Origin of the sequence: Corynebacterium sp. NML120713 (assembly GCF_001875735.1) — a bacterium.
Classification (GTDB): Bacteria; Actinomycetota; Actinomycetes; order Mycobacteriales; family Mycobacteriaceae; genus Corynebacterium; species Corynebacterium pseudogenitalium.
This window is the reverse complement of sequence record NZ_MLCR01000005.1, coordinates 232096-257542: the sequence shown is the minus strand read 5'-3', so window position 1 is coordinate 257542 and position 25447 is coordinate 232096. Positions and strand designations below refer to the sequence as shown.

The 25447-nt window shown below is 55.1% G+C and carries 24 protein-coding genes; 13 read left to right on the top strand and 11 right to left on the bottom strand.

The features are described from left to right. The first annotated feature begins 20 nt into the window (after nt 1–20). Both BJP06_RS01235 and hrpA read left to right on the top strand, forming a co-directional pair. Nucleotides 21–977, top strand: coding sequence for a hydrogen peroxide-inducible genes activator (locus BJP06_RS01235; protein WP_071572558.1), 957 nt, complete (start codon nt 21–23; stop codon nt 975–977). 15 nt (nt 978–992) lie between these two features. After that, complete coding sequence (hrpA, locus tag BJP06_RS01230) at nt 993–4904, top strand: ATP-dependent RNA helicase HrpA (protein ID WP_071572557.1); 3912 nt, start codon at nt 993–995, stop codon at nt 4902–4904. Nucleotides 4905–4917: 13 nt separating this feature from the next. Here the strand turns inward: hrpA and nrdR are convergent, their stop codons facing one another. Both nrdR and BJP06_RS11780 read right to left on the bottom strand, forming a co-directional pair. Further along, complete coding sequence (gene nrdR, locus BJP06_RS01225) at nt 4918–5379, bottom strand: transcriptional regulator NrdR (protein ID WP_070362341.1); 462 nt, start codon at nt 5377–5379, stop codon at nt 4918–4920. A 50-nt stretch (nt 5380–5429) separates the two neighbouring features. Next, nucleotides 5430–5822, bottom strand: coding sequence for a hypothetical protein (locus tag BJP06_RS11780; protein WP_141742247.1), 393 nt, complete (start codon nt 5820–5822; stop codon nt 5430–5432). Nucleotides 5823–6025: 203 nt separating this feature from the next. On the opposite strand from BJP06_RS11780, the gene lexA reads away from it, so the two are divergent. The 5 genes from lexA (at nt 6026) to BJP06_RS01195 (ending at nt 11173) form a co-directional block, all read left to right on the top strand. After that, the gene (gene lexA, locus BJP06_RS01215; protein ID WP_070478937.1) at nt 6026–6709 is read left to right on the top strand and encodes a transcriptional repressor LexA; all 684 of its coding nucleotides are present in this window, start codon (nt 6026–6028) and stop codon (nt 6707–6709) included. A 136-nt stretch (nt 6710–6845) separates the two neighbouring features. After that, the gene (locus tag BJP06_RS01210) at nt 6846–7631 is read left to right on the top strand and encodes a DeoR/GlpR family DNA-binding transcription regulator (RefSeq protein ID WP_070478936.1); all 786 of its coding nucleotides are present in this window, start codon (nt 6846–6848) and stop codon (nt 7629–7631) included. A gap of 159 nt (nt 7632–7790) precedes the next feature. Continuing rightward, entirely contained in the window at nt 7791–8759 is a 969-nt protein-coding gene (locus tag BJP06_RS01205) for a 1-phosphofructokinase family hexose kinase (protein ID WP_071572555.1), read from the top strand. A gap of 22 nt (nt 8760–8781) precedes the next feature. Beyond that, nucleotides 8782–10836 carry a fructose-specific PTS transporter subunit EIIC gene (locus BJP06_RS01200; protein WP_071572554.1) on the top strand — a complete coding sequence of 685 codons (2055 nt, stop codon included), beginning with the start codon at nt 8782–8784 and terminating at the stop codon, nt 10834–10836. Nucleotides 10837–10903: 67 nt separating this feature from the next. Next, nucleotides 10904–11173, top strand: a complete 270-nt coding sequence (locus tag BJP06_RS01195; protein ID WP_070363496.1) for an HPr family phosphocarrier protein — start codon at nt 10904–10906, stop codon at nt 11171–11173. A 58-nt stretch (nt 11174–11231) separates the two neighbouring features. Here the strand turns inward: BJP06_RS01195 and BJP06_RS01190 are convergent, their stop codons facing one another. Then, a complete protein-coding gene (locus BJP06_RS01190; RefSeq protein WP_070478931.1) occupies nt 11232–12524 on the bottom strand; it encodes a uracil-xanthine permease family protein in 1293 nt (430 codons plus the stop codon). Nucleotides 12525–12586: 62 nt separating this feature from the next. Here BJP06_RS01190 and nagB point away from each other — a divergent pair, with 62 nt between their 5' ends. Next, nucleotides 12587–13348: a glucosamine-6-phosphate deaminase gene (gene nagB, locus BJP06_RS01185; protein ID WP_070362334.1), complete on the top strand. Its 762-nt coding sequence runs from the start codon at nt 12587–12589 to the stop codon at nt 13346–13348. Between the two features lie 19 nt (nt 13349–13367). On the opposite strand, the gene hflX is transcribed toward nagB, so the two are convergent. After that, nucleotides 13368–14885, bottom strand: coding sequence for a GTPase HflX (gene hflX / locus BJP06_RS01180; protein ID WP_071572667.1), 1518 nt, complete (start codon nt 14883–14885; stop codon nt 13368–13370). Between the two features lie 127 nt (nt 14886–15012). Between hflX and BJP06_RS01175 the strand changes: the two genes are divergently transcribed. Then, a complete protein-coding gene (locus BJP06_RS01175) occupies nt 15013–15777 on the top strand; it encodes a hypothetical protein (RefSeq protein ID WP_071572553.1) in 765 nt (254 codons plus the stop codon). Nucleotides 15778–15793: 16 nt separating this feature from the next. After that, on the top strand, nt 15794–16309 hold the full coding sequence (locus BJP06_RS01170; protein WP_071572552.1) for a hypothetical protein: 516 nt from the start codon (nt 15794–15796) through the stop codon (nt 16307–16309). On the opposite strand, the gene miaA is transcribed toward BJP06_RS01170, so the two are convergent. Together miaA and BJP06_RS12400 are read right to left on the bottom strand one after the other, a co-directional pair. Beyond that, the gene (miaA, locus tag BJP06_RS01165; protein ID WP_255365764.1) at nt 16310–17224 is read right to left on the bottom strand and encodes a tRNA (adenosine(37)-N6)-dimethylallyltransferase MiaA; all 915 of its coding nucleotides are present in this window, start codon (nt 17222–17224) and stop codon (nt 16310–16312) included. Next, nucleotides 17221–17544: a hypothetical protein gene (locus BJP06_RS12400; protein WP_320072698.1), complete on the bottom strand. Its 324-nt coding sequence runs from the start codon at nt 17542–17544 to the stop codon at nt 17221–17223. The genes miaA and BJP06_RS12400 overlap by 4 nt, the downstream gene beginning before the upstream one ends. A 434-nt stretch (nt 17545–17978) precedes the next feature. Between BJP06_RS12400 and BJP06_RS01155 the strand changes: the two genes are divergently transcribed. Together BJP06_RS01155 and BJP06_RS01150 are read left to right on the top strand one after the other, a co-directional pair. Then, entirely contained in the window at nt 17979–19358 is a 1380-nt protein-coding gene (locus BJP06_RS01155) for a DUF349 domain-containing protein (protein ID WP_369822077.1), read from the top strand. A gap of 11 nt (nt 19359–19369) precedes the next feature. Continuing rightward, entirely contained in the window at nt 19370–20422 is a 1053-nt protein-coding gene (locus tag BJP06_RS01150) for a GNAT family N-acetyltransferase (RefSeq protein ID WP_255365763.1), read from the top strand. Here BJP06_RS01150 and BJP06_RS01145 read toward each other — a convergent pair. The 5 genes from BJP06_RS01145 to BJP06_RS01125 all read right to left on the bottom strand — a co-directional run bounded on the left by BJP06_RS01145 (nt 20419) and on the right by BJP06_RS01125 (nt 24794). Continuing rightward, nucleotides 20419–20997, bottom strand: a complete 579-nt coding sequence (locus tag BJP06_RS01145) for a hypothetical protein (RefSeq protein ID WP_071572550.1) — start codon at nt 20995–20997, stop codon at nt 20419–20421. The genes BJP06_RS01150 and BJP06_RS01145 overlap by 4 nt on opposite strands. 29 nt (nt 20998–21026) lie before the next feature. Next, a complete protein-coding gene (gene miaB / locus BJP06_RS01140) occupies nt 21027–22607 on the bottom strand; it encodes a tRNA (N6-isopentenyl adenosine(37)-C2)-methylthiotransferase MiaB (protein WP_071572549.1) in 1581 nt (526 codons plus the stop codon). 45 nt (nt 22608–22652) lie between these two features. Next, nucleotides 22653–23255, bottom strand: coding sequence for a recombination regulator RecX (gene recX, locus BJP06_RS01135; RefSeq protein WP_071572548.1), 603 nt, complete (start codon nt 23253–23255; stop codon nt 22653–22655). A 3-nt stretch (nt 23256–23258) separates the two neighbouring features. Further along, complete coding sequence (gene recA, locus BJP06_RS01130; RefSeq protein ID WP_071572547.1) at nt 23259–24368, bottom strand: recombinase RecA; 1110 nt, start codon at nt 24366–24368, stop codon at nt 23259–23261. Between the two features lie 210 nt (nt 24369–24578). Next, entirely contained in the window at nt 24579–24794 is a 216-nt protein-coding gene (locus BJP06_RS01125) for a DUF3046 domain-containing protein (protein WP_071572546.1), read from the bottom strand. A 75-nt stretch (nt 24795–24869) separates the two neighbouring features. Between BJP06_RS01125 and BJP06_RS01120 the strand changes: the two genes are divergently transcribed. Continuing rightward, complete coding sequence (locus BJP06_RS01120; protein ID WP_070362325.1) at nt 24870–25442, top strand: biotin transporter BioY; 573 nt, start codon at nt 24870–24872, stop codon at nt 25440–25442. Nucleotides 25443–25447 lie beyond the last annotated feature (5 nt).

The window sequence follows — 25447 nt, the reverse complement described above, 5'->3', positions numbered from 1 at the left end:
AATGCCGTATGGTTATAAGAATGAACAATAAAGAATATAAACCAACCTTGGCCCAACTTCGTACGTTTGTGACCATCGCCGAGAATAGGCACTTCGGCACTGCTGCGAGCAAGCTCAACATTTCTCAACCGTCATTATCCCAGGCATTGGTCGCGCTAGAGACCGGTTTAGGGATTCAACTTATCGAGCGATCCACCCGAAAGGTCATCGTCACTCCAACTGGGGAGGCGCTCCTCCCCTATGCGAAAGCAACGCTTGAAGCAGCCGATGCTTTTGTTGCACATGCCCGCGGTGCACATGGGGTCCTTTCCGGGCCTCTCAATATCGGCATCATCCCCACCATCGCACCGTATATCCTGCCCACCCTTTTACAACTGATTCAGAGCGAGTTCCCCGATTTAACTCCTCGAATCATCGAAGAGCCCACCAAGCACCTACTCGCTAAATTGCGCGACGGAAACGTCGATGTGGCGCTGCTAGCCCTGCCTACGCACGCGCCTGGAGTCAGTGAACTGGTACTCTATGACGAAGACTTCATCGTCGTAACGAATGAGAAACACAAGTTGTCCGGGCTCCAAAACCTTACTCTCGATGTCCTGGAAGAACTCGATTTGCTTCTTCTCGACGACGGCCACTGCCTGCGCGACCAAATAGTTGATCTTTGCAAGAACGTTCAAACCACACCCTCAAATTCAAGCCAATCAGATACACGGGCTGCGTCACTGACTACCATCATGCAGCTGGTTGTTGCTGGCCTTGGATCAACCCTCGTTCCCAAGTCAGCTATTGCAGCTGAGTGCACACGTCCTGGTTTGGGACTTTCTACATTCCAGAAGAGTGTCGACGCGAAGCGAACAATTGGACTGGCCTACCGCTCTTCTTCTTCCCGCATCCATGAGTTTGAGGAACTTGGAGCGTTGTGTAGAAAGGCGTACAAAGAGGTAGCGAAAACCAGTGATGCGATTCTGTCCCGCTAAACTGGGACGCTAGTTATGAAGGACCAGGAACAAACACCTAAGAAAGAACTCTTCCGCCAACTAGACAACGTGGAACTACGCGACGTCCGACGTCTTCGCCGTCGCATTCGACAGGCCAAGAACGGCAAGGAACTTAACAAAGTTGAAGAGGCAATTGCCCGAAGCTTGCACGTCGTTCGGGCGCGGGATGAACTCATTCCGAACATCGAGTACCCAGATGCACTCCCGGTTTCTCAGCGCAAGAATGACATCTTAGAAGCTGTCGCGAACCACCAAGTGACTGTTATTGCTGGTGAAACTGGATCCGGCAAGACCACCCAGATTCCTAAGATGCTGCTCGAGCTCGGCCGCGGTCGACGAGGGCGTATCGCGCATACTCAGCCGCGCCGTCTCGCTGCTAGAACTGTCGCTGAACGCATAGCAGACGAATTAGGTCAGAGCATTGGAGAATCGGTCGGCTACGCCATTCGCTTCGACGACAAGGTCAGCACCACTACCTCAGTGAAGCTCATGACAGACGGAATTCTCCTTACGGAGATTCAGCGTGATCGGTTCCTCAACGCGTACGACACCATCATTATCGATGAGGCGCACGAGCGTTCCCTGAACATCGACTTTTTGCTTGGATACGTCAAGGAGCTTCTCCCCAAACGCCCCGACCTGAAGGTCATCATCACGTCCGCCACCATTGACGTCGAACGCTTCGCGCAGCACTTCTGTGACGAAGAAGGCAACCCCGCCCCGATTATTGAGGTTTCAGGTCGTACCTACCCGGTTGAGGTGCGCTACCGTCCGCTCGTCGAAAATGCCGGCGATCGTGAAATTGATATTGACATGATTGACGGTGTTATCAACGCCATCAAGGAGTTGATGGCAGAAGGCGACGGTGACATCCTCTGCTTTTTCGCCTCAGAACGTGACATCCGTGACTGCATGGAAGCAATTGAAAAGCAGCATTGGAAGAATGTTGAAGTCGCGCCACTTTTCGGACGCCTTTCGAACGCAGAACAGCACCGCGTCTTCTCCCCACATAGCGGGCGTAGGATCGTCCTCTCTACGAACATCGCCGAAACTTCGCTCACAGTGCCGGGAATTCACTACGTTGTGGACACTGGCCTCGCTCGCATTTCACGGTATTCAACGCGGACTAAAGTACAGCGTCTTCCAATTGAGGAGATATCCCAAGCCTCAGCAAACCAGCGCTCGGGCCGTTGTGGACGTGTTGCTGACGGTATCGCTATCCGCTTGTACTCGGAAGAGAACTTTAATTCACGCCCGGAATTTACTGACCCTGAAATATTGCGGACCAACTTGGCAAGTGTGATCCTGCAAATGATTTCTCTCAATCTCGGCGACATGCGGCACTTTCCATTCGTGGAATCCCCAGACGACAAAGCTATTCGCGATGGCCTTACACTCTTGTACGAGCTCGGTGCAATCAAAGCAATACCAAAGGGTGAACTTCCAAAACTCACGAAAATTGGCCATACGCTTGCGAAAATCCCAGTCGACCCCAAGATGGCTCGCATGCTCGTCGAGGCCGAACGCTACCGGGTGTTGGAGGATGTCACCGCAGTTGTCGCCCATATGTCGATTCAAGACGTGCGCGAACGCCCCCTGGAATTTCAGGCACAAGCAGACCAAGCCCATGCACGCTTCAAAGACAAGACATCCGACTTTCTTTCAGCGCTCAAGCTCTGGGATTACGTCGGAGGTCTCCGTGAAGAGCTTTCAGGCAATCAGTTCAGAAAGCGCATGAAGCGTGAGTATTTGCACTATATGCGAATTCGTGAATGGCACGACCTCGTTCGTCAGCTCCGCGACGTCGAACGTCGACTGGGCTGGGACGTCGACAAAGCAATGACAATGACAACGAAACGTGACGCTGACTCGATTCATCGAGCATTGCTCACTGGCTTACTTTCGAATATCGGTGCTCGCGACGGAAACAGCAAGGAATACCAAGGTGCTCGTGGTACCCGTTTCCTGATTTTCCCAGGGTCATCGCTGGCCAAGACCCCACCAGAGTTTTTGATGGCAAGCGAGCTTGTAGAAACCTCGCGGCTTTGGGCCAGAGACGTGGCAAGAGTAGAATCCTCATGGATCGAGCACGCGGCAGGATCACTCCTGAAACATGTCTATTCAGAACCGTTCTGGTCACGGAAACGCGCATGCGCAATGGTTCATCAAAAATCGTTATTGTACGGCATCCCTATCGTGCGAGACCGACTTATCCCCTACCACCGCGTTGATCCTACGGCTGCGCGCGAGATGTTTATTCGTCACGCACTCATTGACGGCGATTGGACGAGGACTCATAAGTTTCTCGAACACAACAGCTTGTTGCTAAGCGAAGCCGCAGAAGTTGAAGAAAAGCTACGGCGTAGGGGCATCGTCGTTGACGAAGACACTCTATTCGATTTCTACGACGTGAAACTGCCGGATTCAGTCACAACAGCGAACAATTTTGACAGTTGGTGGAAGAAGCAACGGCAGCTCGATCCCGAATATCTTCACTTTGATCCAAGTAAGCTCGTTGACGATTCTGCCCAGACTATCTCTGCAGAAGACTTTCCAATGTCATGGTCACAAGGGTCGATGCGGTTCGATGTGTCGTACAAATTCGAGCCTGGAAGCGCCTACGACGGTGTTACCATCGCAATTCCCCTGCCTCTACTGGCCAGCGTTGAATCGGTCGGATTTGACTGGCTTGTACCTGGGCTACGTAAAGAGTTGCTGACTGAACTCATTCGTTCACTGCCGAAACCACTACGCAAGGGCGTCGTCCCCGCTCCAGACTTCGCTGACCGTGCACTTGAGCGTATGGCGTTCGATCCACGCACGTCGGTTACCGAAGCACTGGCTCAGGCCCTCACTGAATTGGGCGCCAGCGGCATCAGTGGGCATGATTTCCGCGCGCACCTGCTGCCACCGCACTTGCTCATAACGTTTGCAGTCATTGATAAACGTGGGCAAATTGTCGACTCAGACAAGAGTCTCCTTGCTTTGAAGAAGCGTCGGGCCACACAGATTCGATCTTCAGTCGCGAAAGCAAGCCGTCACTCTGAAACTGCCGAAGTTCCTGTATGGACCGAAGACACACTCGGCGATATTCCCGAAACTACGACCACAACCATTGATGGCAACAAAGTCGAGGCCTATCCTGCGCTCGAGGTGACTCCCAAAGGCGTTCGCGTTGCTGTGCATCCAACCCGGGCGAGTGCTGATGCATCAATGATGACGGCAACGCTCACGTTGCTGCTGCGGGCAATCGAGGTTTCCGATACTCAGATGACGAAGGGACTGCCACTACAGCAACGTGTCGCTGTTGATAGGTATCCACATGGCGGGGCTTCCGGCCTTGTCGAAGACGCTCGCGTTGCAGCAATCCGCGACGCGATGATTCAAGCCGGCGGCCCTGTGAGGTCACCTGCTGATTTCGACGCACTATGTGCGAAAATTAAACCGACTATTCCGGGAGCTGTCCGACGATCAATTGTATCGATCGCGCCAGGTCTCGCTGCATACTCAGATTTGATGCAAGAGCTCAAGAATTGGTCTGGGCCTGCGATTGATGATATTCGGGAGCAACTAGCATTCATGCTGCCCGCGAACGCTATCACGGTTCATGGCATGCAACACCTACAGCACCTCCCCCGTTACATAGAGGCAATCCAGATACGGCTTGAGCATCTAGAAGCGGAACCGGAACGTGACGAAGAGCGGCAGGCTGAAGTAGCAAATGCTAAGGCTTACCTAGAGCGACGAATGGAACAGCTCCCTGCCCAACGCAGGAAGACACGCGCATACAAGGACGTGATGTGGCGAATTCAGGAGCTGCGAGTGAGTTTGTTTGCACAACACCTTGGCACCCAAAAGCCTGTGAGCGTGCGTCGTATTGAAAAAATGGTCGATAAACTTCGCTAGTGAGCCTCGGACTTTATTCCAGTCCCTCTCGCTCGCGTCGTTTCATCAAGCGGATTTCCGACTGAAAATCTTCGGCGCTTTCAAAAGACTTGTACACCGAGGCAAATCTCAGGTACGCAACCTCGTCCAGTGTGCGAAGCGGTTCCAATACCGCCAGTCCAATGTCATTTGCCGCAACTTGAGAACTTCCTTGGGCCCGAACCGTCTCCTCTACTTGCTGCGCTAGCCGCTTCAATGCGTCGTCGCTAACGTTCCTGCCTTGACAAGCACGCCGAACACCAACGATCAACTTTTCCTTGTCGAACGGTTCAGTTACTCCATTGCGCTTCACAACGGTCAGCACGGCCTTCTCGATCGTTGTGAATCGGCCCCCGCACGAGGTGCACTCTCGCCGCCGCCGGATAGCAGAGCCCCCGTCTACAACACGAGAATCTGTAACTCGCGATTGTTCGTGATGACAAAACGGACAGTACATCTACACCCCACTATCTCGGAGAACAGTTATCACCCCCCTACATTAGCGGGTTAACGTTGCGCTGCAGAAGCGACTTCATAGCTATGAGCAACGTTCGAATCGTCCCGCGACACCGAGTCCCACTCGCTATTACCGAAATCGCCCGAGATAAGTACAGCGACGAACATAGTTACCCCAAGAAGGGCTCCCATTAGAACGTTTGCTCGCTGCTCTTGAGGCTCGGCGGAAGAATAAACGGTTGGCTCGGGAGCATCTGCAGCCGCCCAGTGGCAACGAAAGTTCTGGTTGATAACCTGCTCGTGGCGTGACGGCTTACCCCCTCGATCACCCCGCATGGGTACAAAATCCCACACTTCAGCTGGCATTGAAGACCGTGGTGCAAGTGGAGCTCCCGCCATATCAGCACGAGTAGAAATCATTTTCGCCTGGTCAATGATGCTCATAAAATGCCCCTTACCTCATTTCGCGAATTCGATGGTTTCTCATCTCACGCGAATCATTTTTAGCGTATTTGTTCGATTTAACTTCTATGTTCGATTTATACCATCCCACATCACATCCCCACAACCCCCCAACTATCGAACATATTTGCCCTCTTTGATATATTCTGTACAGAAGACACTATCAAGACTCAATGTGAGGACCCATGGCACGCAAGAACACAACCAGTGAAAAGTTCGATATGAGCGTACTTTCAGACAGACAAAAGCGAATCCTTCAAGTCATTCGCGACGCCGTCGTATTACGTGGCTATCCACCAAGCATTCGAGAGATCGGCGACGCCGCAGGACTCCAATCAACTTCTTCTGTCGCCTACCAGCTGAAGGAGCTCGAAAAGAAAGGGTTCCTTCGCCGTGACCCAAACAAGCCACGAGCCGTAGACCTCCGCCACCTGCCAGAATCTATGGGAGGTTCGGTTACACCGAAAAACGATGCGGACATTGATGGAACTTCTCCAGCACGGATGATCCCTGTCCTCGGCCAAATCGCCGCTGGAACTCCGATCCTGGCAGAGGAAAACATTGAACACTACTACCCCCTGCCGGAAGAACTACTCGATAGCGGCGACCTCTTCATGCTTCAGGTGGTTGGAGAATCAATGCGCGATGCAGGCATTCTCAATGGTGACTGGGTAGTCATCCGCTCGCAACATGTTGCCGAAGAGGGCGAGTTCGTAGCAGCGCTAATTGACGGGGAAGCTACTGTAAAGGAGTTTCATAAGGACTCTTCCGGAGTATGGCTCATTCCTCATAACGATGCCTTTTCTCCGATACAAGGCAACGACGCCGAGATCATGGGCAAAGTGGTCTCTGTTTTCCGGACCCTGTAGCCATTTTTCGCCATTTCGCCCCCAACCGGGGGCTATCAAACACATGTAAAAGCATTCGGGCGCACGGTTTTGCAACAATAGGGGCAACCTAATTTTTGAACCCTGCTGATTCGTGGTTGCCCCACGGAGGAGTTGTATGTACGCCGAAGAGAGAAGAAGGCAGATCGCGTCACTTACCGCAGTCGAAGGACGCGTGAATGTTACGGAGCTGGCCGAACGGTTTGATGTAACAGCCGAGACCATCAGGCGGGACTTGGCAATTCTCCATAATGAAGGAATTGTCCACCGCGTTCACGGCGGAGCCGTCGCTAGCCAATCATTTCTCACCACAGAGTTTTCTCTTGATGCCCGGTTCCGGTCGGCACCGACCGCCAAATCGGCGATCGCGCGCGCTGCGACACAGTTTCTCCCAGAGGATCCTGGCGCTGGCATCTTTCTCGACGCCGGCACCACCATCAATGGACTGGCCGATCTTATTGCTGCAGCAGGAAAAACACAGCATTGGTCTATAGTTACGAACTCCCTCCCGATCGCGCTAGACCTATCATCCTGCGGGCTTACAGACGTTCAGCTCCTCGGGGGGACAGTCCGTGCAATCACCCAAGCTGTTGTAGGCGATACGGCATTACGCACTCTCGCGCTTATGCGTGCAGATGTTGCTTTTATTGGCACGAATGCCTTGACTATTGACCACGGCCTCTCTACCGCCGACGCCCAAGAGGCTGCGGTCAAATCTTCAATGGTCACCAATGCACGCAAGGTAGTTGTGCTCTGCGACTCCACGAAGCTCGGCAATGATTATCTAGTTAGCTTTGCGCCGCTAGACGCAATTGACGTCGTTGTTACCGACACAGACGCACCAGAGAGCTTTGTCAGCGAATTGCGGGAGCGTGGAATCAAGGTCGTCCTTGCCGAAGAGTGAAACAAAAGGAATCAAATGCCCGATTGTGCCCGTTCTATTGCATTAACGGACACAATCGGGCATTATGGCTTTAGTAGCGCTTTTCGATACTGCAGCTGCACAACAGACTTTCGGTAGGCGCTACCCCACAGAGCACCAATTACTCTAAGGATGCGCCACATGATTCTGACGTTCACTCCGAATCCAAGTACAGATGCAACGCTTTCTGTAGCAACGTTGCGTCGCGGCGAAGTCGCCCGTGCCATTACCGCTACGCGAGAAGCTGGCGGAAAAGGCGTCAACGTGGCCCACGCCGTAGCGAAGGCTGGAAGAGTGGCACTCGCTGTAGTTCCCTGCGGGGAAAGCGACCCTTTCAAGTTCGCTGCCAACCGACTCGGTTTTCCTTTTGTTTTCATCCCGGTTGAGGGCACTATCCGTACCAATACTGCGATTACTGAATCCGACGGTACGACTACCAAAATCAATGAGCCTGGCCCTCAATACACCATTGATGTCCAGCAGGGGTTCCTCGACGCGCTTGATTCGCATAGCAGCGAATGTAAGGCCGTCGTCATGGCAGGGTCGCTGCCCAGTGGAGCCCCGGCGGATCTCTACGCAACGTTGACCCGAGAAATCCGATTGAGGCTCGCCGAAGACGTACTGGTGGCCGTCGACACATCAGACGAACCCCTGGTAAAGCTGGGAGATCAGCTTGAATCTGCAGCCCCCGATATCCTGAAACCCAACGCTTTTGAATTAGCGCAATTGGTGGGAGCCGATGGGCATGTACTAGAGACTAGCGCTTCAGCCGGAGACTACTCCGAGGTTGTTGAGGCAGCGAAGCGCTTGATTCAGCGAGGGGCTAAGGAAGTTCTCGTCACCCTTGGTGGCGCAGGTGCTTGCCTGGTCACTGCAGACTCTGCCTGGGCAGCAACGCCACCACCGACTGTTGTGAAATCTACCGTTGGAGCAGGCGACAGCTCACTTGCTGGATATGTTATGGCTCGCACTCAAGGCCTGCCGTTGGACCAGTGCCTTCAAACCGCGGTCGCCTATGGCTCTGCTGCAGCAGGCCTACCAGGTACCGGGATTCCAAGCCCTGACGACATCAACTTGGAACAAACCCAAGTCGTAGAAATCGATTCATAATTTAAGAGAACAGGAGTCCACCATGAGTGACAACATCATCACTCCACAACTCGTTAGTCTCGATGTGGACTACGGGTCGACGCCAAGAGAGGTCATCGAACACCTCGCGCAGCAAGCCCAGGACGCAGGCCGAGCAAGCGACAGCTTGAAGCTAGCCGACGCAGCTTACGCCCGTGAGCAGAAAGCTGGCACCGGTGTGAATGGCCGTGTTGCAATCCCCCACTGCCGCACCGAAGCAGTCGAAACCCCAACGTTGGTTTTTGCCAGGTTACAGCGGCCCGTTGACTTCTCGGGGCCAGATGGAGACGCAGAGCTTGTATTTTTGATCGCTGCTCCTGAAGGCGGCGGTAAGGCGCATTTGAAGATCCTTTCCAAGCTCGCACGTGCCTTGGTACGCGGCGACTTCGTAACTCAGCTCCGCGAAGCAAAGGATGAGCAAACGGTCGTCAACGCGGTGCTGGACGTCGTCAACGCTGCTCCTAAGAAGAAAACTGCCGCAGCACCTACTCCCGCTGCGACGGGCAAGACCGATGGCGTGAAAAAGTTTAGGATTGCAGCTGTTACATCGTGCGCGACCGGCATTGCCCACACATACATGGCAGCCGACGCTCTGACACAAGCTGCGCAGGCTCGCGATGATGTCGAGTTTCAGGTGGAGCCGCAAGGTTCTTCCGGCGGCGATCCTCTGGATCAGGCCTACATCAACAGTGCTGACGCCGTGATCTTCGCCCATGATGTTGCTGTGCGTAACAAAGCACGTTTTGCAGGCAAGCCGGTCGTTGATAGTCCAGTAAAGCGTGGCATCAACGAGCCAAACAAGATGATCGACGAGGCCATTGCCGCTGCAAACGATCCGAATGCACCAAGAGTCACCACGGCGGGATCGGAGCAGCGAGAAGACTCCGCTTCCTCTGGTGAAAGCTGGCCAAAGAAGATCCAGCAAGCTGTAATGACCGGTGTGTCGTACATGGTGCCTTTCGTTGCAGCAGGCGGCCTGCTCCTCGCGCTTGGTTTCCTCTTTGGCGGATACGACATGGCGAATGGCTGGCAGTCCCTCGTCACGAACTTCTCCCCGACCCACCTGCCTGGGCATACAATCGATGTCGACGGTGAAATGATGACGTTCCGCCGTTCCGGCTGGCTTCTGTATCTCGGTGCTGTCATGTTCGCGACAGGCCAGATGGGCATGGGCTTCGTTGTTGCGGCGCTCTCCGGCTATATCGGGTATGGCCTTGCAGGACGTCCAGGTATCGCGCCAGGATTTATCGGCGGTGCTATCTCCGTCATGGTTGGCGCAGGTTTTATCGGCGGCCTTGTCACAGGTCTGCTGGCTGGTTTGATCGCATACTGGATTCAGACATGGAAGGTTCCGCGCTGGCTCGGGTCCCTGATGCCAGTGGTCATCATCCCGCTGCTGACTTCCCTTGCTATCGGCCTCATCATGTTCTTACTGTTGGGGCGTCCGCTTGAGTCTCTCATGCTGGGACTGCAGGGCTGGCTTGAGTCGATGAGCGGATCCTCTGCGGTCCTGCTCGGCGTCATCATCGGGCTCATGATGTGCTTTGACCTAGGTGGCCCAGTCAACAAGGCGGCGTACCTCTTCGGAACCGCTGGTCTGTCTGCGGGAACGGAGGCAAGCTTCCAAATTATGGCGGCTGTAATGATTGCTGGCATGGTTCCCCCGATCGCACTGTCAATCGCGACGTTCCTCCGCAAAGGATTGTTTACCCCGGCGGAGCAAGAGAACGGCAAATCCGCATGGCTCCTCGGACTGTCGTTTGTCAGCGAGGGCGCAATCCCGTTTGCTGCAGCTGACCCGTTCCGCGTTATCCCTTCGATGATGCTCGGTGGCGCCACTGCTGGCGCGGTCAGCATGGCACTCAATGTTGGTGTGCAGGCTCCACACGGTGGTCTCTTCGTGCTCTTTGCCTACGAGCCTTGGTGGGGACTGTTCGTCGCGCTCATTGCAGGCGTGGCGGTCGCAACTGTAGCGGTCATCGTCGCTAAGCAGTTCTGGCCAAACGAGGAGATCCAGAAGGTCGCTGCCCAAGCAGAACCTGCAGCGGTGGCGAACTAAGGACACAGGCCCCTAAACTGAATACAGAAACTCGATAGATACTTTCAAAGCAGAAAGGATGAAGCACATGGCTTCAAAGACAGTTAAAGTCGGATCCACCGTTGGACTGCACGCACGTCCAGCAACCATTATTTCTGACGCCGCCGGTGAATACGATGACGAGGTCATCCTGACCCTTGTCGGTGACGAGGACGAGGAAGAGACGGATGCTGCTTCCTCGTTGATGATCATGGCAATGGGCGCCGAGTTCGGTGATGAGGTCACCGTTACCTCTGACAACAGTGAGGCAGTTGAAAAGATTGCCGCATTGATCGAAAAGAACCTCGACGAAGAGTAAATCCCACAACAAAAGCCCGGGCGATACATCTGAGCGCTCGGGCTTTTGCTTGTTCGAGCTATTTTCGAGATGCAGCGTTGAACTGCCCCTCACCCACTGTGTTGTAAATCCACTTCAACAGAGGATAGAACACGATGATGCCGACCGACCCCAGGGCAATGCCCTCAAGCGTCACCTGACCGACAGTGAACGACAGGTTGCCGATACCAACAATGAGTGCCACAGCCGCAACTGTTAGGTTCACCGGGTTCGTGAAATCTACCTTGTTATCCTGCCAAATACGTACACCAAGCATTCCAATCAGGCCGTAAAGAACCAGGCACGCTCCGCCCAGCACACCGGCCGGGATTGTGAAGATGACTGCGCCGAACTTCGGGATGAACGCCAAAACGATCGCGAAACACGATGCGACCCAATACGCAGCCGTCGAGTAAACCTTGGTAGCAGCCATCACGCCAATGTTCTCCGCATAAGTCGTCGTACCAGAGCCGCCAAAGCCACCAGCCAATGTCGTCGCGATACCGTCACCGATCAACGCCCTGCCTTGGTATGGGTCCAGGTCGCGTTGCGTCATCTCAGAAACTGCCTTGACATGACCAATATTCTCCGCGATCAGCACGACGATGACAGGAAGCGTCACCAAAATCGCTGAGAGGTGAAACTCTGGCGTATGGAACTGCGGCAAGCCGATCCAAGGACTAGCGCCAATCGTGTCCAGTGCGTCATCCGATAACCCGCCAGTAAGCGCCGCAAACACCCAGCCGACGATGACGCCGATCAGAATGCTCAGACGAGACAGCATTCCCCTCGCAGCGACAGTCAGCAGAGCAATCGTGCCGAGCGTGACAAACGCGACCCCGGGCTGAGTTTGCACATTAGAAACTGCAGTCGGCGCAAGATTGAAACCGATCAGCGCGACGATGGCACCAGTGACCGTGGGAGGCATGACGGCGTCGATAACTTTCTTGCCTGCAAGTTGAACAATAAAGCCAACTGCAATCAACGTCAGACCCGTGATGAGTACCCCGCCCAGCTGAGAGCCGATTCCGTACTGGGACGACGCAGACAGCGGCGCGATGAAAGCGAATGATGAGCCGAGGTAGCTGGGCAGTTTATTACGGGTAATCAGCAAAAAGATGATGGTTCCCAGTCCTGAAAACAGCAGCGTTGTGTTTACAGGGAATCCCGTCAACGTGGGAACGAGAAGTGTAGCTCCGAACATTGCTACGACATGCTGCATGCCGATGCCAATTGTTCGAGGCCAAGAAAGGCGTTCATCAGGGGCGACCACCGCGCCGGGCAGAACGCGGCGCCCGTCGCCATGCAAGGTCCATCCAATAGTTTTACTCACAGGCTCATATTATGTCGCTATATAATTGCCGAAAGCGAATTGGGCAAAGTAGCGTAATACGCATGGAGATTTTCATTCGCCGCACGGCAGACGAAATCGGCGATTTCGCTGCAAACATGATTGAACCATTCGTCAAGCAAGGCGCAACGCTTGGTCTTGCTACTGGCTCGACACCGAGCCCGACATATCAGGCACTGATCCGAAAGCACCGCGAGGAAGGCCTCAGCTTCGCCGACTGTGACGCATTCTTGCTCGACGAGTACTACGGAATCGATCAACACCACGAGCAGTCATACTGGTCCACAATCCGACGCGAGCTGACGGCATCAATCGATATCGATGACGCGGCCGTGCACTCGCTTAGCAGCTCAGCGGCCGATCCGGAGCAGGAGGCTGCGACGTATGAGTCCATGATGAAAGACGCCGGTGGTGTCGACATTCAGCTGCTCGGCATCGGCGCGAACGGCCACATCGCTTTCAACGAGCCGACCAGCTCGCTGAGTTCCCGGACCCGACTGATTGATCTACGCCCGCGGACCATTGCTGACAACGCACGCTTCTTCGAGTCAGAAGATGAGGTGCCTCGCCAGGCAATGACGCAGGGCATCGGCACCATCCTGGAAGCGAAGAAGATCCTCCTCATCGCTACCGGTGCAGCGAAGGCCGAGGCTGTCCAAGCAATGATCGAAGGGCCCTTGAGCTCTTTCTGCCCTGCCTCATCGCTGCAAATGCACAACGATGTGTGCATATTACTCGACGAAGCCGCAGCATCCGGCCTCGGCGATGTGGAGTTCTACAAGGAGATCGACGCCTACTGGCGTTAACTCACCACTCCAGCAGTCTCTAGTAGACCTGCTGGACAAACTCGTCATACTGACGCGCCAGAACTCGTGGCAAGCGGACATCGATCCTGGTGCCGTCGGTTTCATATTCTTCGGAGCGAATCGTCCCGTGTTCATGGACGAGTGAGACAACATCTCCTCGGGTGTACGGGATCAGCATGACTACATGCTCATCGAGCGTGTTCAGGAACATCTCGATGTTTCCCTCGAGTTCAGCAATACCCTCACCCGTGAGCGCTGAGACAAACACCGCTTCCCGACCGGTCGCGTCAAACACGTGGCGTAACTCTGCCAAAACCACAGGGTCAGCGGAGTCAATCTTGTTGACGACCACAATCTCCGGAGGCAATTCGGAATCTTTATCTCGCGTGATCTCTGCCAGCACCTCGCTCACGGCAGCAATCTGCTTGAGTGGGAACTCGTCTGCTCCATCAACGACGTGTAGCAAAAGGTCTGCATTGCTCACTTCCTCCAGCGTCGACTTAAACGCCTCGACCAACTGGGTCGGCAGGTGCCGAACGAAACCAACTGTGTCCGTCAAAACGACGTTTCGCCCATCGGCCAGCGTTGCGCGTCTCGTGGAGGGGTCAAGCGTTGCAAACAATGCGTCTTCCACAAGCACGCCGGCGTCCGTCATTGCGTTAATGAGTGAGGACTTCCCTGCGTTCGTGTATCCGGCAATCGCAATCTTGGGTGTCGTCGAGCTCTGCCTCTTCGCGCGCTTAATCTGACGAACAGTCTCCATGTCTGCTAATTGATGACGCAGCTTTGCCATCTCTGAGCGCAACCTTCGCCGGTCTGCCTCAATTCTGGTTTCACCGGGACCGCGCAAACCAACGCCGCCATTCGAACCCGCACGACCACCGGCCTGGCGCGAAAGGTTGCCGCCCCAACCACGGGTACGGGTGTAGAGATACTCCATCTGCGCGAGGCTAACTTGTGCTTTGCCCTCCTTGCTCTTTGCGTGTTGAGCAAAGATATCCAGAATGAGCATCGTTCGGTCGATCACTTTAGAGTTGAGGGCTTCCTCTAGCGCCACCATTTGACCAGGGGATAGCTCACCGTCGAATACGACGGTGTCCACTCCACTGGCGTCGACAATCTCGCGCAGCTCTTTCACCTTTCCGGAACCAATGTATGTCCCTGGATCCGGCTTATCTCGTTTTTGATAGAGCATGTCAATAACTTCAGCGCCTGCGGTTTCGGTCAGTGCTGCCAATTCCCGCATGTTTGCTTCCATTTCGGCGGTGGAACCTTCAGTCCATGCTCCAACAAGGATGACGCGCTCGAGCCGCAGTTTACGGTACTCGACTTCGTAAATGTCTTCCCGGACTTCATTGTGCAGCTCTGTCGTGGTGTTTACGCGACGAAACGAGTTTCGTTCCTCTAGGTCGAGTGCGCCCTGTGTTGGCGTCGATAGGTCTGTTCCCGCGGTTTCGGTGCGCGTCTGTGCGTTATGGCGAAACGCTTCATCCAGCAACGCCTCATGCGAATCAGGAGTGGTTGATTTCGAATTCATGCAAGCTTTCAAAAATAGTGTGTATACGTAACTTTTTTCGCTTTCTTCCTTGCTCAACGGTAGCCCACCCATTTTTCTTCCACCACATTTCTTCACCTCAGAGCGCATTCGACTAGGCTTCACACTTATGAACCAACAACCTCTGACTGAAAACAAGGATCTGGCCGCGATCGGCCTGAACTTTCCTAAGTGGCAAGACGCGGTAGAAGCTGCAATCGCATCCGGTCGCCTGGGCGTTATCGGTGAGGTACGCGGCGGCCAAATGGTCCAATACCAGGACCGCTCTGGTGCACAGCTGAATATCTTGGCAGTTGAGCCATTCGCCACCTTTGCCGGCTTTGAAGGCATCACACGCACAAACGCGCACATCACCCCGGCAACCGATGTGGTTGCGCTTGCTGAGGTTGTGGATCCACATGGGAATCCAATCGGATCTCTGACGCTCAACCTGGCGCAGGAGCCATTGATCGTCGATGAGCCCACAATCCAGTGGCAAGAACTCAGCGTGACCGCCCTTGCACTCGATGTGAGCACGTACGAATCCACCTCTGCTTATCTTGAGGAGCACCCTGGTAGCACGGTTGGCACAGTCACGTCTGCAGGAGCCGAAGCGATTGCAACTGGGGCAGCCTCCTCCCCCGATGCAAAAGCCACTTTTTCCGCACGCGTGCTGGATGCTGAATACCGCACGTCGGAGTTGACGGGTGACCGCTTCATTCATGTTTCAGTCGACGGGGCGTTTCCATTCGACGTTTGCTTACCTGATGGCGATCTCCCCCAACGCGACCAAGTCATCGCAGGCAACGCCGTCATGGTCGGTACCATCCCGGTGCCTACAGGTGGCGGATGTGGTGGTTGTGGTGGCTCCTGCGGTTGCGGTGGCGGCTGCTAGGAACTAGGCACTACTCATGGATCCAGCACGTCGTGATCTTTCCATAGCACTGTGGGGCGCCCTGATCTTCGCCGTCATGGTGCTGCTTGTGCTGCTCCTCAAGACTCCTGGCGCCATCATCGCCGGGCTGCTTGGTGTCACGGCGCTTTTGACCCGCAGGCGTTTTATCCCTAACCCGGAAGTAGAGTCGCTTCGCTCATCGCTTCTGATTGCGTGCGATGACATCCGCGACATCGTTGAAGCGTTTGATAACTTGCAACATGGTAGCTCGACGCAGGCGTTGGCCGACCGCACGCTTCATTTTCCCGCGCTTGCGAACAGCGATCTTTCTGTACCCGAAATCAGCGAATTTCATCTCAAGTACAGTGCGGCACAGCGCTTTCTCGCGCGCGTTGACACCTACCTGCAGTCACCGGACCTGGAACGCGTCCACCTTGAAAAACTCATTCGAATTGCGGACGAGCGCGCCCTCGAGCTTGAGGACGCCTGGGTGGCTGCCCGTAACGCTGCTCGAGAAATTGGTCCGTCGTAATCAACCAAGGTGTGCTACTAGTTCCGCAACGTCATAGTTCGCCGCGTCAATCCAAGTGATTCGTTTGTCGCGCCTAAACCAGGATTTCTGACGCCGCACATAGCGCCGCGTTCGCAGTTTGGTGTCCTCGCAAGCTTCGTCGATGGTGAGGTGGCCGTCGATAACTCCAAGTCCTTGGGCGTATCCGATAGCTCTGCCAGCAGTCGAATCCTTCACTAATCCCTGGCCCACCAACCGATGAATCTCATCGATGAGCCCCTGCTCGAACATCGCATCAGTACGCTGCGCAATCCGCGGGTTGAGCCACTCTGGGGTTGTCTCCAGCCCAATCATGCGCGTACCCCAGCGTGTAGGGGCGTTTTTGGGGGGTTGAGATGCCTGAAAAGGCTTACCAGTAAGCTCAATGACTTCGAGTGCACGCACTGTGCGCCGGGGGTCACGGTCTTCAATTATCGACGCCGCCACAGGGTCAACTGCAGCTAGCTGCGCATGAAGGCGATCTATTCCGATTTCCTTCAACAGAGACTCGTAGCGCCCGCGGACTTCGGGGTCGGTTGGCGGGAACTGCCAAGCGTCGACAAGTGACTGCATGTACAGCATGGACCCACCAACGAGAATCGGCAGCTTTCCTCGATTGGAGATCTCCTCAACGGTCTCCACCGCTCGTTGCTGATATTCTGCAACACTGGCGGTCTTCGTAACTTCCCAGATATCAAGCAGGTGGTGCGGTATTCCTTGTCGCTCCGCGAGAGGTAATTTGGCAGTGCCGATATCCATCCCGCGGTAAAGCTGCATCGAGTCAACGTTGACAATCTCACCATCGAGTTCGTGCGCAAGCGCGAGACTCAGCGAGGACTTACCTGAAGCCGTCGGGCCGACGATTGCTACTGGTTGGTGTCCGATCTCCTTGTTCACTGCTCTACCTCCCAGTAAGCAACATACCGACCAACGCCCAACGTGTCGTCTACGTCTACGAGTGTGGCCTTCGTTGGCTGCAGTGTTTGTAGCTCAAGCCAAATATCTGGTTCCAGTACTCCTGCGTCTCGCATTTCCTGCTCACGGATCAGGGAGCTTTGCTTTCCTGACAACAAAGCCTGGAGTTTGTCGTTCGTATCAGCAGCCGCAGGGATTAACGCTAGCGGGGCGCGAGTTGTCAGCCCTGCAGGTCCATCGACTACCAACACTGTGAGCACTGAAGGATCTAACGGCAACAGGTGCTCGCGACTCTCACGCACCGTAGCCCCGTGAAGACAGTATCTGGCGACAAGTTCGCCTAATACGTGCCCACCTCCTACTTCGACGTGTGGTGCTCCCCAGGCAGCAAACGAGCCAGCAAGGTGCGTTGCCCATCTTCTGTCGTGGCTGCACACAATGTCAATAGTTTTCGTCAGTTTTCCGGCTGTCTCTCTAATTGAGTTCAGCAAACGCTGCGACGGTTCGTCAGCAGGTGCGAGTTCTCGCACGAGAGCTGGCGAACCAGGCATGACAAGTAGGCAGGCACGGGCTTCATTCACCTCGCCCACCATAGTGGGGTTTTCTCGGAGTTGAAACCATGACACATGACGCATGTTCGTCTGCAACACGCTAGAGTTATGAACACGAGAATGCCGTCGATTATGTATCTCGGCGCCGTGACGCGCGGCACAGCTATTTGTGAAAGGACTGTTTCATGACTTCCTCGACTCCAAAGCCACAGCCACCAGCTGGACGTCCGAACCCGGCTGCCATGCCGAAGCAAACGCCGAAGCCCGGACCTCGTCCAGGTGCGGCACAGTCTGTTCCTTCACAGCGGGTTGTTCCACTCGCGCATGCTCAGTCGTCATCAGCGAACACTGATCCGTCGAAGTTCGGGCGCGTCGATGATGCCGGCAATGTTTTTGTCACCCGTGACGGCGTTGAGCGTCAGATCGCATCTTGGCAGGCCGGGTCTCCCGAGGAAGGACTTCGCCACTACGGGCAGCGTTTCGACGACCTCATCGTCGAAACTGAAGTCCTGGAGGCGCGACTCACTGCACACCCAGAGGACGCACACACTCTGCATCGCAGCGTGACTGAGCTGAAAGACTCGCTGAAAGACGTCGCCGCAATTGGCGACTTCGCAGCGCTCGAGGCACGCCTAGAAGAATTACTGCGCAAAACAGAGGTTGCGGAACACGAAGCAAAGGAACTCAAGCAGACCCGACGGGCTAACGCAATTGCCAAAAAGGAAAGTCTAGCGGCCGAGGCTGAGGAGATCGCCGAGAAGTCTACGGACTGGAAAGCTGCCGGGGACAGGATTCGAGCGATCCTCGAAGAATGGAAGACGATCCGCGGTATCGATCGCACAACCGACGACGCGCTCTGGAAGCGCTACTCGCGTGCACGCGATGCCTTCAATCGCCGTCGTGGGGCTCACTTCGCTGAGCTCGATAGGAATCGCGCAACGGCTCGTCGTATCAAGGAGGATATCATCGCCCGCGCGCAGGCAATCCAGGACTCAACGGATTGGAACGCCACCGCCCGTGCCTACCGCTCTCTGATGGATGAGTGGAAAGCAGCCGGACGCGCCCCACGTGGCGTCGACGATGAGCTGTGGGCACAGTTCCGCGCTGCTCAGGATCACTTCTTCGCCGCCCGCAACGCCGTAAACGCGGAGCGCGACCGCGAATTTGAAGCAAATGCTGCAGCTAAGGACGCACTTATAGATGAGTACGATGCGCTCATCACTCCAGAGAAGGGTCTAGGTGCGGCACGTGCCAAGCTGCGTGAGCTCCAGGAGAAGTGGGACGAAATTGGATTTGTGCCTCGCAACAAGGTCCGTACGTACGAAGACAAGATTGCTCGGCTGGAACAGCGCGTAGCGGATGCAGAGGAATCACGATGGCGCAAAGCAGACCCTGAGGCACAAGCGCGGGTGAATCAGTTCCAGGAGAAAGCTGATCACTTCCTGCAGCAGGCTCAGGAAGCTGAGGCAGCCGGGAATTCCTCCAAGGCGGCGAAGCTCCGTGAACAGGCTGAGCAGTGGCAGGAGTTTGCCAACGTCGCAGCGAAGGCCGTCGACGAGCAGTAGTGCTATATCCCTTGATCGTAGGGAGTGCCGACCCGTCACACGCCGCAGTCTCCTCCTACGCATTCTCAGTCACGCTTGCTATCCAGGACATTACGGGAGAAGCGCACTCCGGAGTGAGTGCAGCCCATCTCGCGAAACGCCTGGAGGGATCCGAAGAATCGTTAGCGCTTCTCTTCGCGCTGTGTAGCAAACCAGCGCCACGGTCCCTTGGCGCGTTCGGTTACCCAGTGCTGACTGAGGATGATCTGTACGACGTCGAAGGCTGGGTACTCATATCGCTTCCTCTACTTGAGGACGTCGATGTGTTGGAAGCGAACGTCACTATCGACGCCTCCATCGCTCCTCTTCCCGGGGAGGAGCAGCCGGCGCACGTGTGGCGAAGTGCGCTCGCGCTGATTGACGCGCTTTCTGCAGAGTTGCACCGTCCCATCCGTCAGATTTGGATCACGGAGCCATTGGGGGCACCGGAGCACCCATTCCTTCGCGACGGCGGCTACACGCCGGCGCACTGTGAGCGACAGGCAATTATCAACGCGGACGCTATCGTGGCACCTGACCAGAATGATAGGTGCGACGTGATTGAAGACATGGCATTCGACCCTGCTGATCTGCCCTCCTTCTTAGCTACTCTCCAGGAGTCCGCAGCGAAATACCCTCGTGGCTCATTATCGCTCGAGCCTGTCCAGTGGTCAGCGTCCCGTCTTCAGGACGCTGCTGCGCGTCTCAAGGACCGCGGCGGTTCCCAGATCACCGCCATTGCCCGTGATGTCTCGGGGAAACCGGTCGGGCTTGCAGAAGTAGCAAAATTCGAGAATGACGCAGACTCTGTTGCAGAAATCGGGCTGGTGTACGTACGGGAGGCAAGCCGGGGACTCGGTTTAGGCAAGCGCGCCTTGGCTTCTGCGATATCAGCCGCGCTCTCGATTTGGCCACAAACGAAGCAGATCTACGCTTCTTATCCCAACCCGCAGCCGGGTGCGAGCCACATTCTCGACCACTATGCCCCAACCGGGATAAGCCAAGCGACGGCCTGGCAGAAGGGCGTACCAAAGCTCGATAGCTAGCTGCTTCTTTTGTGGCGTCGTGCCGCGTTCGCCCGTCGGTCATCGACAAGCAGTGGGTTCGTTTCTTGCTCCTGATGAGTCCGCGTCGCATTCAATTGCGCATCCGCGATATCCGCGTCGATTTCGCTTGGCTGATTCCTGAGCAGTTCCGGGGCAACCGCCGTCTTTCGCACGAACAGCGGAATGTACGTCAACACGACCAGGAGTACCGCGACAACTTCTAGGTAAAACCCGGGCCCGTGCTGAAACATTCCTGCAACACCGGTACTCGACTTCCGCAGCCACACTGCCAGCAACGAGCTAACCAGGGCAACTGTTGAAATCATCCAAGCGACTGTGGCCATGCCGAAACGTCGCGAAACCGTCACTAGCGACGTGCAAACGCCTACGCCTAGGAAGCCTAGCCATACAAATACGTACTCCGTGATCTTGGTATCTGCACTGCGGGCGCCTTCGCCCACCGCGAGCACCTGCCATCCGGGAATGTCACCAACGAAGGGCAAAAACAGCGCAACAAGCCACCCAATACTTGCAATACCGAGTACCCAGCGCGCGGATCCTAATTCCATTTTCATTGAAGTCTCCCTTCCACTAGTCGCGTGGTTTACGCTTCAGGAGTCGTGCAGCAGCCAGTGTTGCTTACGTTAGTTACTGGAACGATGTCTGGACGTGCAACCGTAGGAATTCCAAGTCCCACCCCAACAGGTGCAGTCGTTGGTACCTCGCCCGCCTCAGCGTGATCACCCGCGAGTGTGCGTCGGTGCGAAAGCACACCAGAATCCGCGATCAGAAAATATGACTTTGCTTCGGTGATACGAGCGGTAACAATGTCACCCGGACGGATGGCAGATCGATTGGCCTCATCGACAGCAAAGTGCACGAGCCTGCCGTCGCGAGCGCGTCCTGACATTCTGTGAGTCGTCTCGTGCTTTCGACCTTCGTCCTGCTGAACAAGGAGTTCTTGCACAGATCCAATGAGCTTTTCATTCTCTTCCAGGCTGATTCGTTCCTGGAGTTCAAGCAGTCGTTCGAACCGCTCCTGCACCACAGCTTTCGGAACCTGGTTTTCCATTTCAGCCGCCGGGGTCCCAGGGCGCGGTGAGTACTGGAATGTATAGGCGGACGTGAATCGTGCCTTCTCAACTACATCAAGCGTTGCCTGGAAGTCTTCTTCCGTCTCGCCTGGGAATCCGACAATGATATCGGTGGTGATCGAAGCCTCAGGAAGCTTCTCACGGACCTCATCCAAAATGCCTAAAAACTTCTTGGATCGGTACGAACGGCGCATGTCCTTGAGTACTTTGTCAGACCCCGACTGCAACGGCATATGTAGCTGCGGGCAAACGTTCGGGGTTTCTGCCATTGCGTCGATGACGTCAGATGTAAACTCTGCGGGGTGCGGGGAGGTGAAGCGAACACGCTCGAGGCCATCGATCTCGCCACACGCTCGTAGCAGTTTTGAAAACGCGGACCGATCTCGCTCCATTTCCTCGTCAACGAAATGCACACCGTAAGCATTGACGTTTTGGCCAAGCAAAGTGACTTCTAAGACGCCCTGATCCACGAGCGCCTGTACCTCGGCGAGGATATCGCCCGGACGGCGATCAACTTCTTTGCCACGCAGGCTCGGAACGATACAGAATGTACACGTGTTATTGCACCCGACAGACACCGAAACCCAGCCTGCATAGCTGCTTTCGCGTTTCGCGGGGAGAACAGAAGGAAATACTTCGAGCGCTTCTGCAATTTCAACTTGCGCCTCGCCTTGTACTCGTGCACGTTCCAGCAGTACCGGCAGTGAGCCCATATTGTGGGTCCCGAAGACAGCATCTACCCACGGCGCTCTCTGGATAACATGGTCTTTGTCTTTCTGCGCCAGACAGCCACCAACCGCAATCTGCAAATCAGGCTGCGATTCCTTAACCTTTTTCAAATGTCCAAGCGTTCCGTACAAGCGCTTGTCTGCGTTTTCACGCACGGCACAGGTGTTGAAAACGATGAGGTCTGGGGCCTGCCCATCTTCAACTGCCACGTACCCCGAATCTTCCAGCAGACCCGACAACCGCTCCGAATCATGAACGTTCATTTGGCATCCGAAGGTTCGTACTTCGTATGTCCTTGATGCAGCCATCTGGTTCGCCTTTCCTGGTTGATTACGCGGGCCTACGCAGGCACGGCTGAACATTCTAGCCACTGCCAACTACCCCGCCCAAACGCCGCAAATTGCTCCCTAGGAAGTCTCTCGAAGTGATTCAACCCTTGTATCTAGTGCAGTTCTTGCGATAGACATGCACATACCTTGTGGAAAGCCTCGACGCGCCAGCACTCCGACAACCCTGCGCAGCGCGCGGGTGTACTCCGCGTGCCCCGCTGGTGGTGTTTTCACTTCTCGCGCCTTCTTTTCCGCGAGGGCTTCAGCAATTGCGTGTTGGTCCTCGTCACTGATTTGCGCGAGCGCGGCGCGCCGATCTGTTTCTGAGACTCCTTTTTCCCTGAGCTCGCGGTCCAGAAAGCTTCTCGACTTTCCTCGACGTTTCGCCCGCTGTCGGACCCATTCATGGGCAAAGCGACGATCGTCGAGAAGCGAGGACGCGCGAAGAGACGCCAGTACCTCATCAACGAGAGGCGCTGGGAACTCAGCCTTGACAAGACGCTCCCTGAGTTCATGCTCTGATCGCGGTCGCTGATCCAGCAACCTTAATGCACGCCGCCGTACTGGAGCGAGGGCTTCTTCACGTTCGTAGTTGAAGAGTTCTCCATTCCCACCGGTAGCTTCCCATTCGGCAAGTGCGTCCTGCAGGCGTTGAATCTTTTCCGGATCTGGTGTTGCCACGTATTACTTCGCCTTCGCTGGCTCTTCCTCGTCGTCGAAGTCAATGTTTGGCACCATGTCTACTGGGTCATCAGTCAGCGCATCATCATCGGCAAATTCGCCAACCCCCAATGCACGGAAAATCTTTTGCTCGATCTCGTCCGCAAGGTCCGGATTCTCCTTTAGGAAGTTGCGCGCCTTTTCCTTGCCCTGTCCAAGTTGATCGCCTTCGTAGGTAAACCAGGAACCTGACTTCTTCACGAAGCCGTTCTCTACGCCCATGTCAATAATGGACGATTCCCGAGAGATGCCCTCTCCGTACATAATGTCAAACTCTGCGATCTTGAATGGTGGCGAAACCTTGTTCTTCACTACTTTGAGGCGGGTTCGGTTTCCGATGGAATCCTGTCCGTCCTTCAACGTCTGGATACGTCGGACATCACAACGAACCGAGGAGTAGAACTTCAGCGCTTTACCGCCCGTAGTTGTCTCGGGTGAACCGAACATGACGCCGATCTTCTCACGCAGCTGGTTAATAAAAATCGCTGTAGTGCCGGAGTTGTACAGCGCACCTGTCATCTTCCGCAGTGCCTGCGACATCAACCGAGCCTGGAGGCCAACGTGAGAGTCACCCATCTCACCTTCAATTTCAGCCTTAGGCGTCAGTGCGGCAACCGAGTCAATGACGATGATGTCAATCGCGCCAGATCGGACAAGCATGTCCGCGATCTCCAGTGCCTGCTCCCCTGTATCTGGCTGAGAAACGAGCAAGTTATCAGTATCGACGCCCAGCTTGCGGGCATAATCCGGGTCCAGAGCATGCTCGGCGTCGATAAAAGCTGCGATTCCACCGGCCCGCTGCGCGGAAGCGATGGCGTGAAGCGCAACAGTTGTCTTACCGGAAGATTCAGGTCCGTAAATCTCAACGATACGGCCACGCGGCCAGCCACCGATACCCAGAGCGACGTCAATAGCCGTATTCCCAGATGAAATCGACTGAATTGGAGGCCTGTTCTCATCACCGAGACGCATCACAGCCCCCTTGCCATAATCCTTCTCGATCATTGCGAGTGCAGCATCTAGCGCATTCTGGCGATCTTTCGCGGCTGATGCGGTTTTCTTTTTCGCAGCCATTTACATGTTCTCCTTAATGTTCATTCTGTTCGAGTTCGGCGGCGGCGTTTTTGCATACGCCATCGCCCACACACATGTTTAGACTCACCTTCGAGGGTTACGGTTCCCGATGACTTCTAAATCTGGATCTGACTATAGGCAAGTGCCGAGACATCACCAGAGTGTACACGCATACATGTTCGAATTAAAAGTACAAAACGGCGAGAGTAGCTAGAAACCTGGCCGATCTACGCCAAGGCGACGCGCCTCTGGAACATCAAAGGCGTCACAAAGTTCGTCCCAGGCTTGGCGCAAATCGCCTCCATTTTCGATAACCTCTGCGGCTGTACACCCATGACGAGGCAGAAGTTGCGTCTCAATAATCCATGACGCCCGTTCAGCCCCAAATTCATCCTGGACGAGTTGGTGAAACTCCGTTAATCGCATGGCCTCAAATATACGCGCAGAAAAATCAATACGATTTCATAGCGAACTGAACACCGTTCAAGTACTATTCTCGCTATGTCTAAAAGCATTCCGCAATCAAAGATTGAAGCCCAAGACCTCGCATACATCGCCGTGTTCGCGGCGGTGATCATCGTACTCGGGTTTGTCTCTATTCCAGTCGGCGCTGCCGGCGTTCCAATCGTCATGCAGAACGCTGCTTGTATTCTCGCGGCGCTCGTGCTCGGCCCTAAACGGGGAACCTACACAGTGCTATTGTTCCTCCTCATCGGACTTGCTCTTCCCGTTCTCGCAGGTGGACGCACCGTCGTCTATGCCCTGGGAAGCCCTACAATCGGATATCTGGTTGGCTACATCGCAAGCGCATTTGTTGCAGGTCTCATCGCCTACCGCGCTTCCAGCAAGAGCTCTTTCGTGAATATCGCCCTCCTTCTTGGAGCCGGGTTCGCTGGCCTGTTCCTGCAGTACTTCTTTGGGGTGTTTGGATTGATGGCACGCGCAAACATGACTTTTGGTGCTGCATGGGCAGCACAGCTACCGTTTGTCATCCCTGACACCGCCAAGGTGCTAGTGATTGTGTTCATCGCATTCGCAGTTCGCGCTGCACTCCCCTCACTCCGTCGCGCATAAACTGG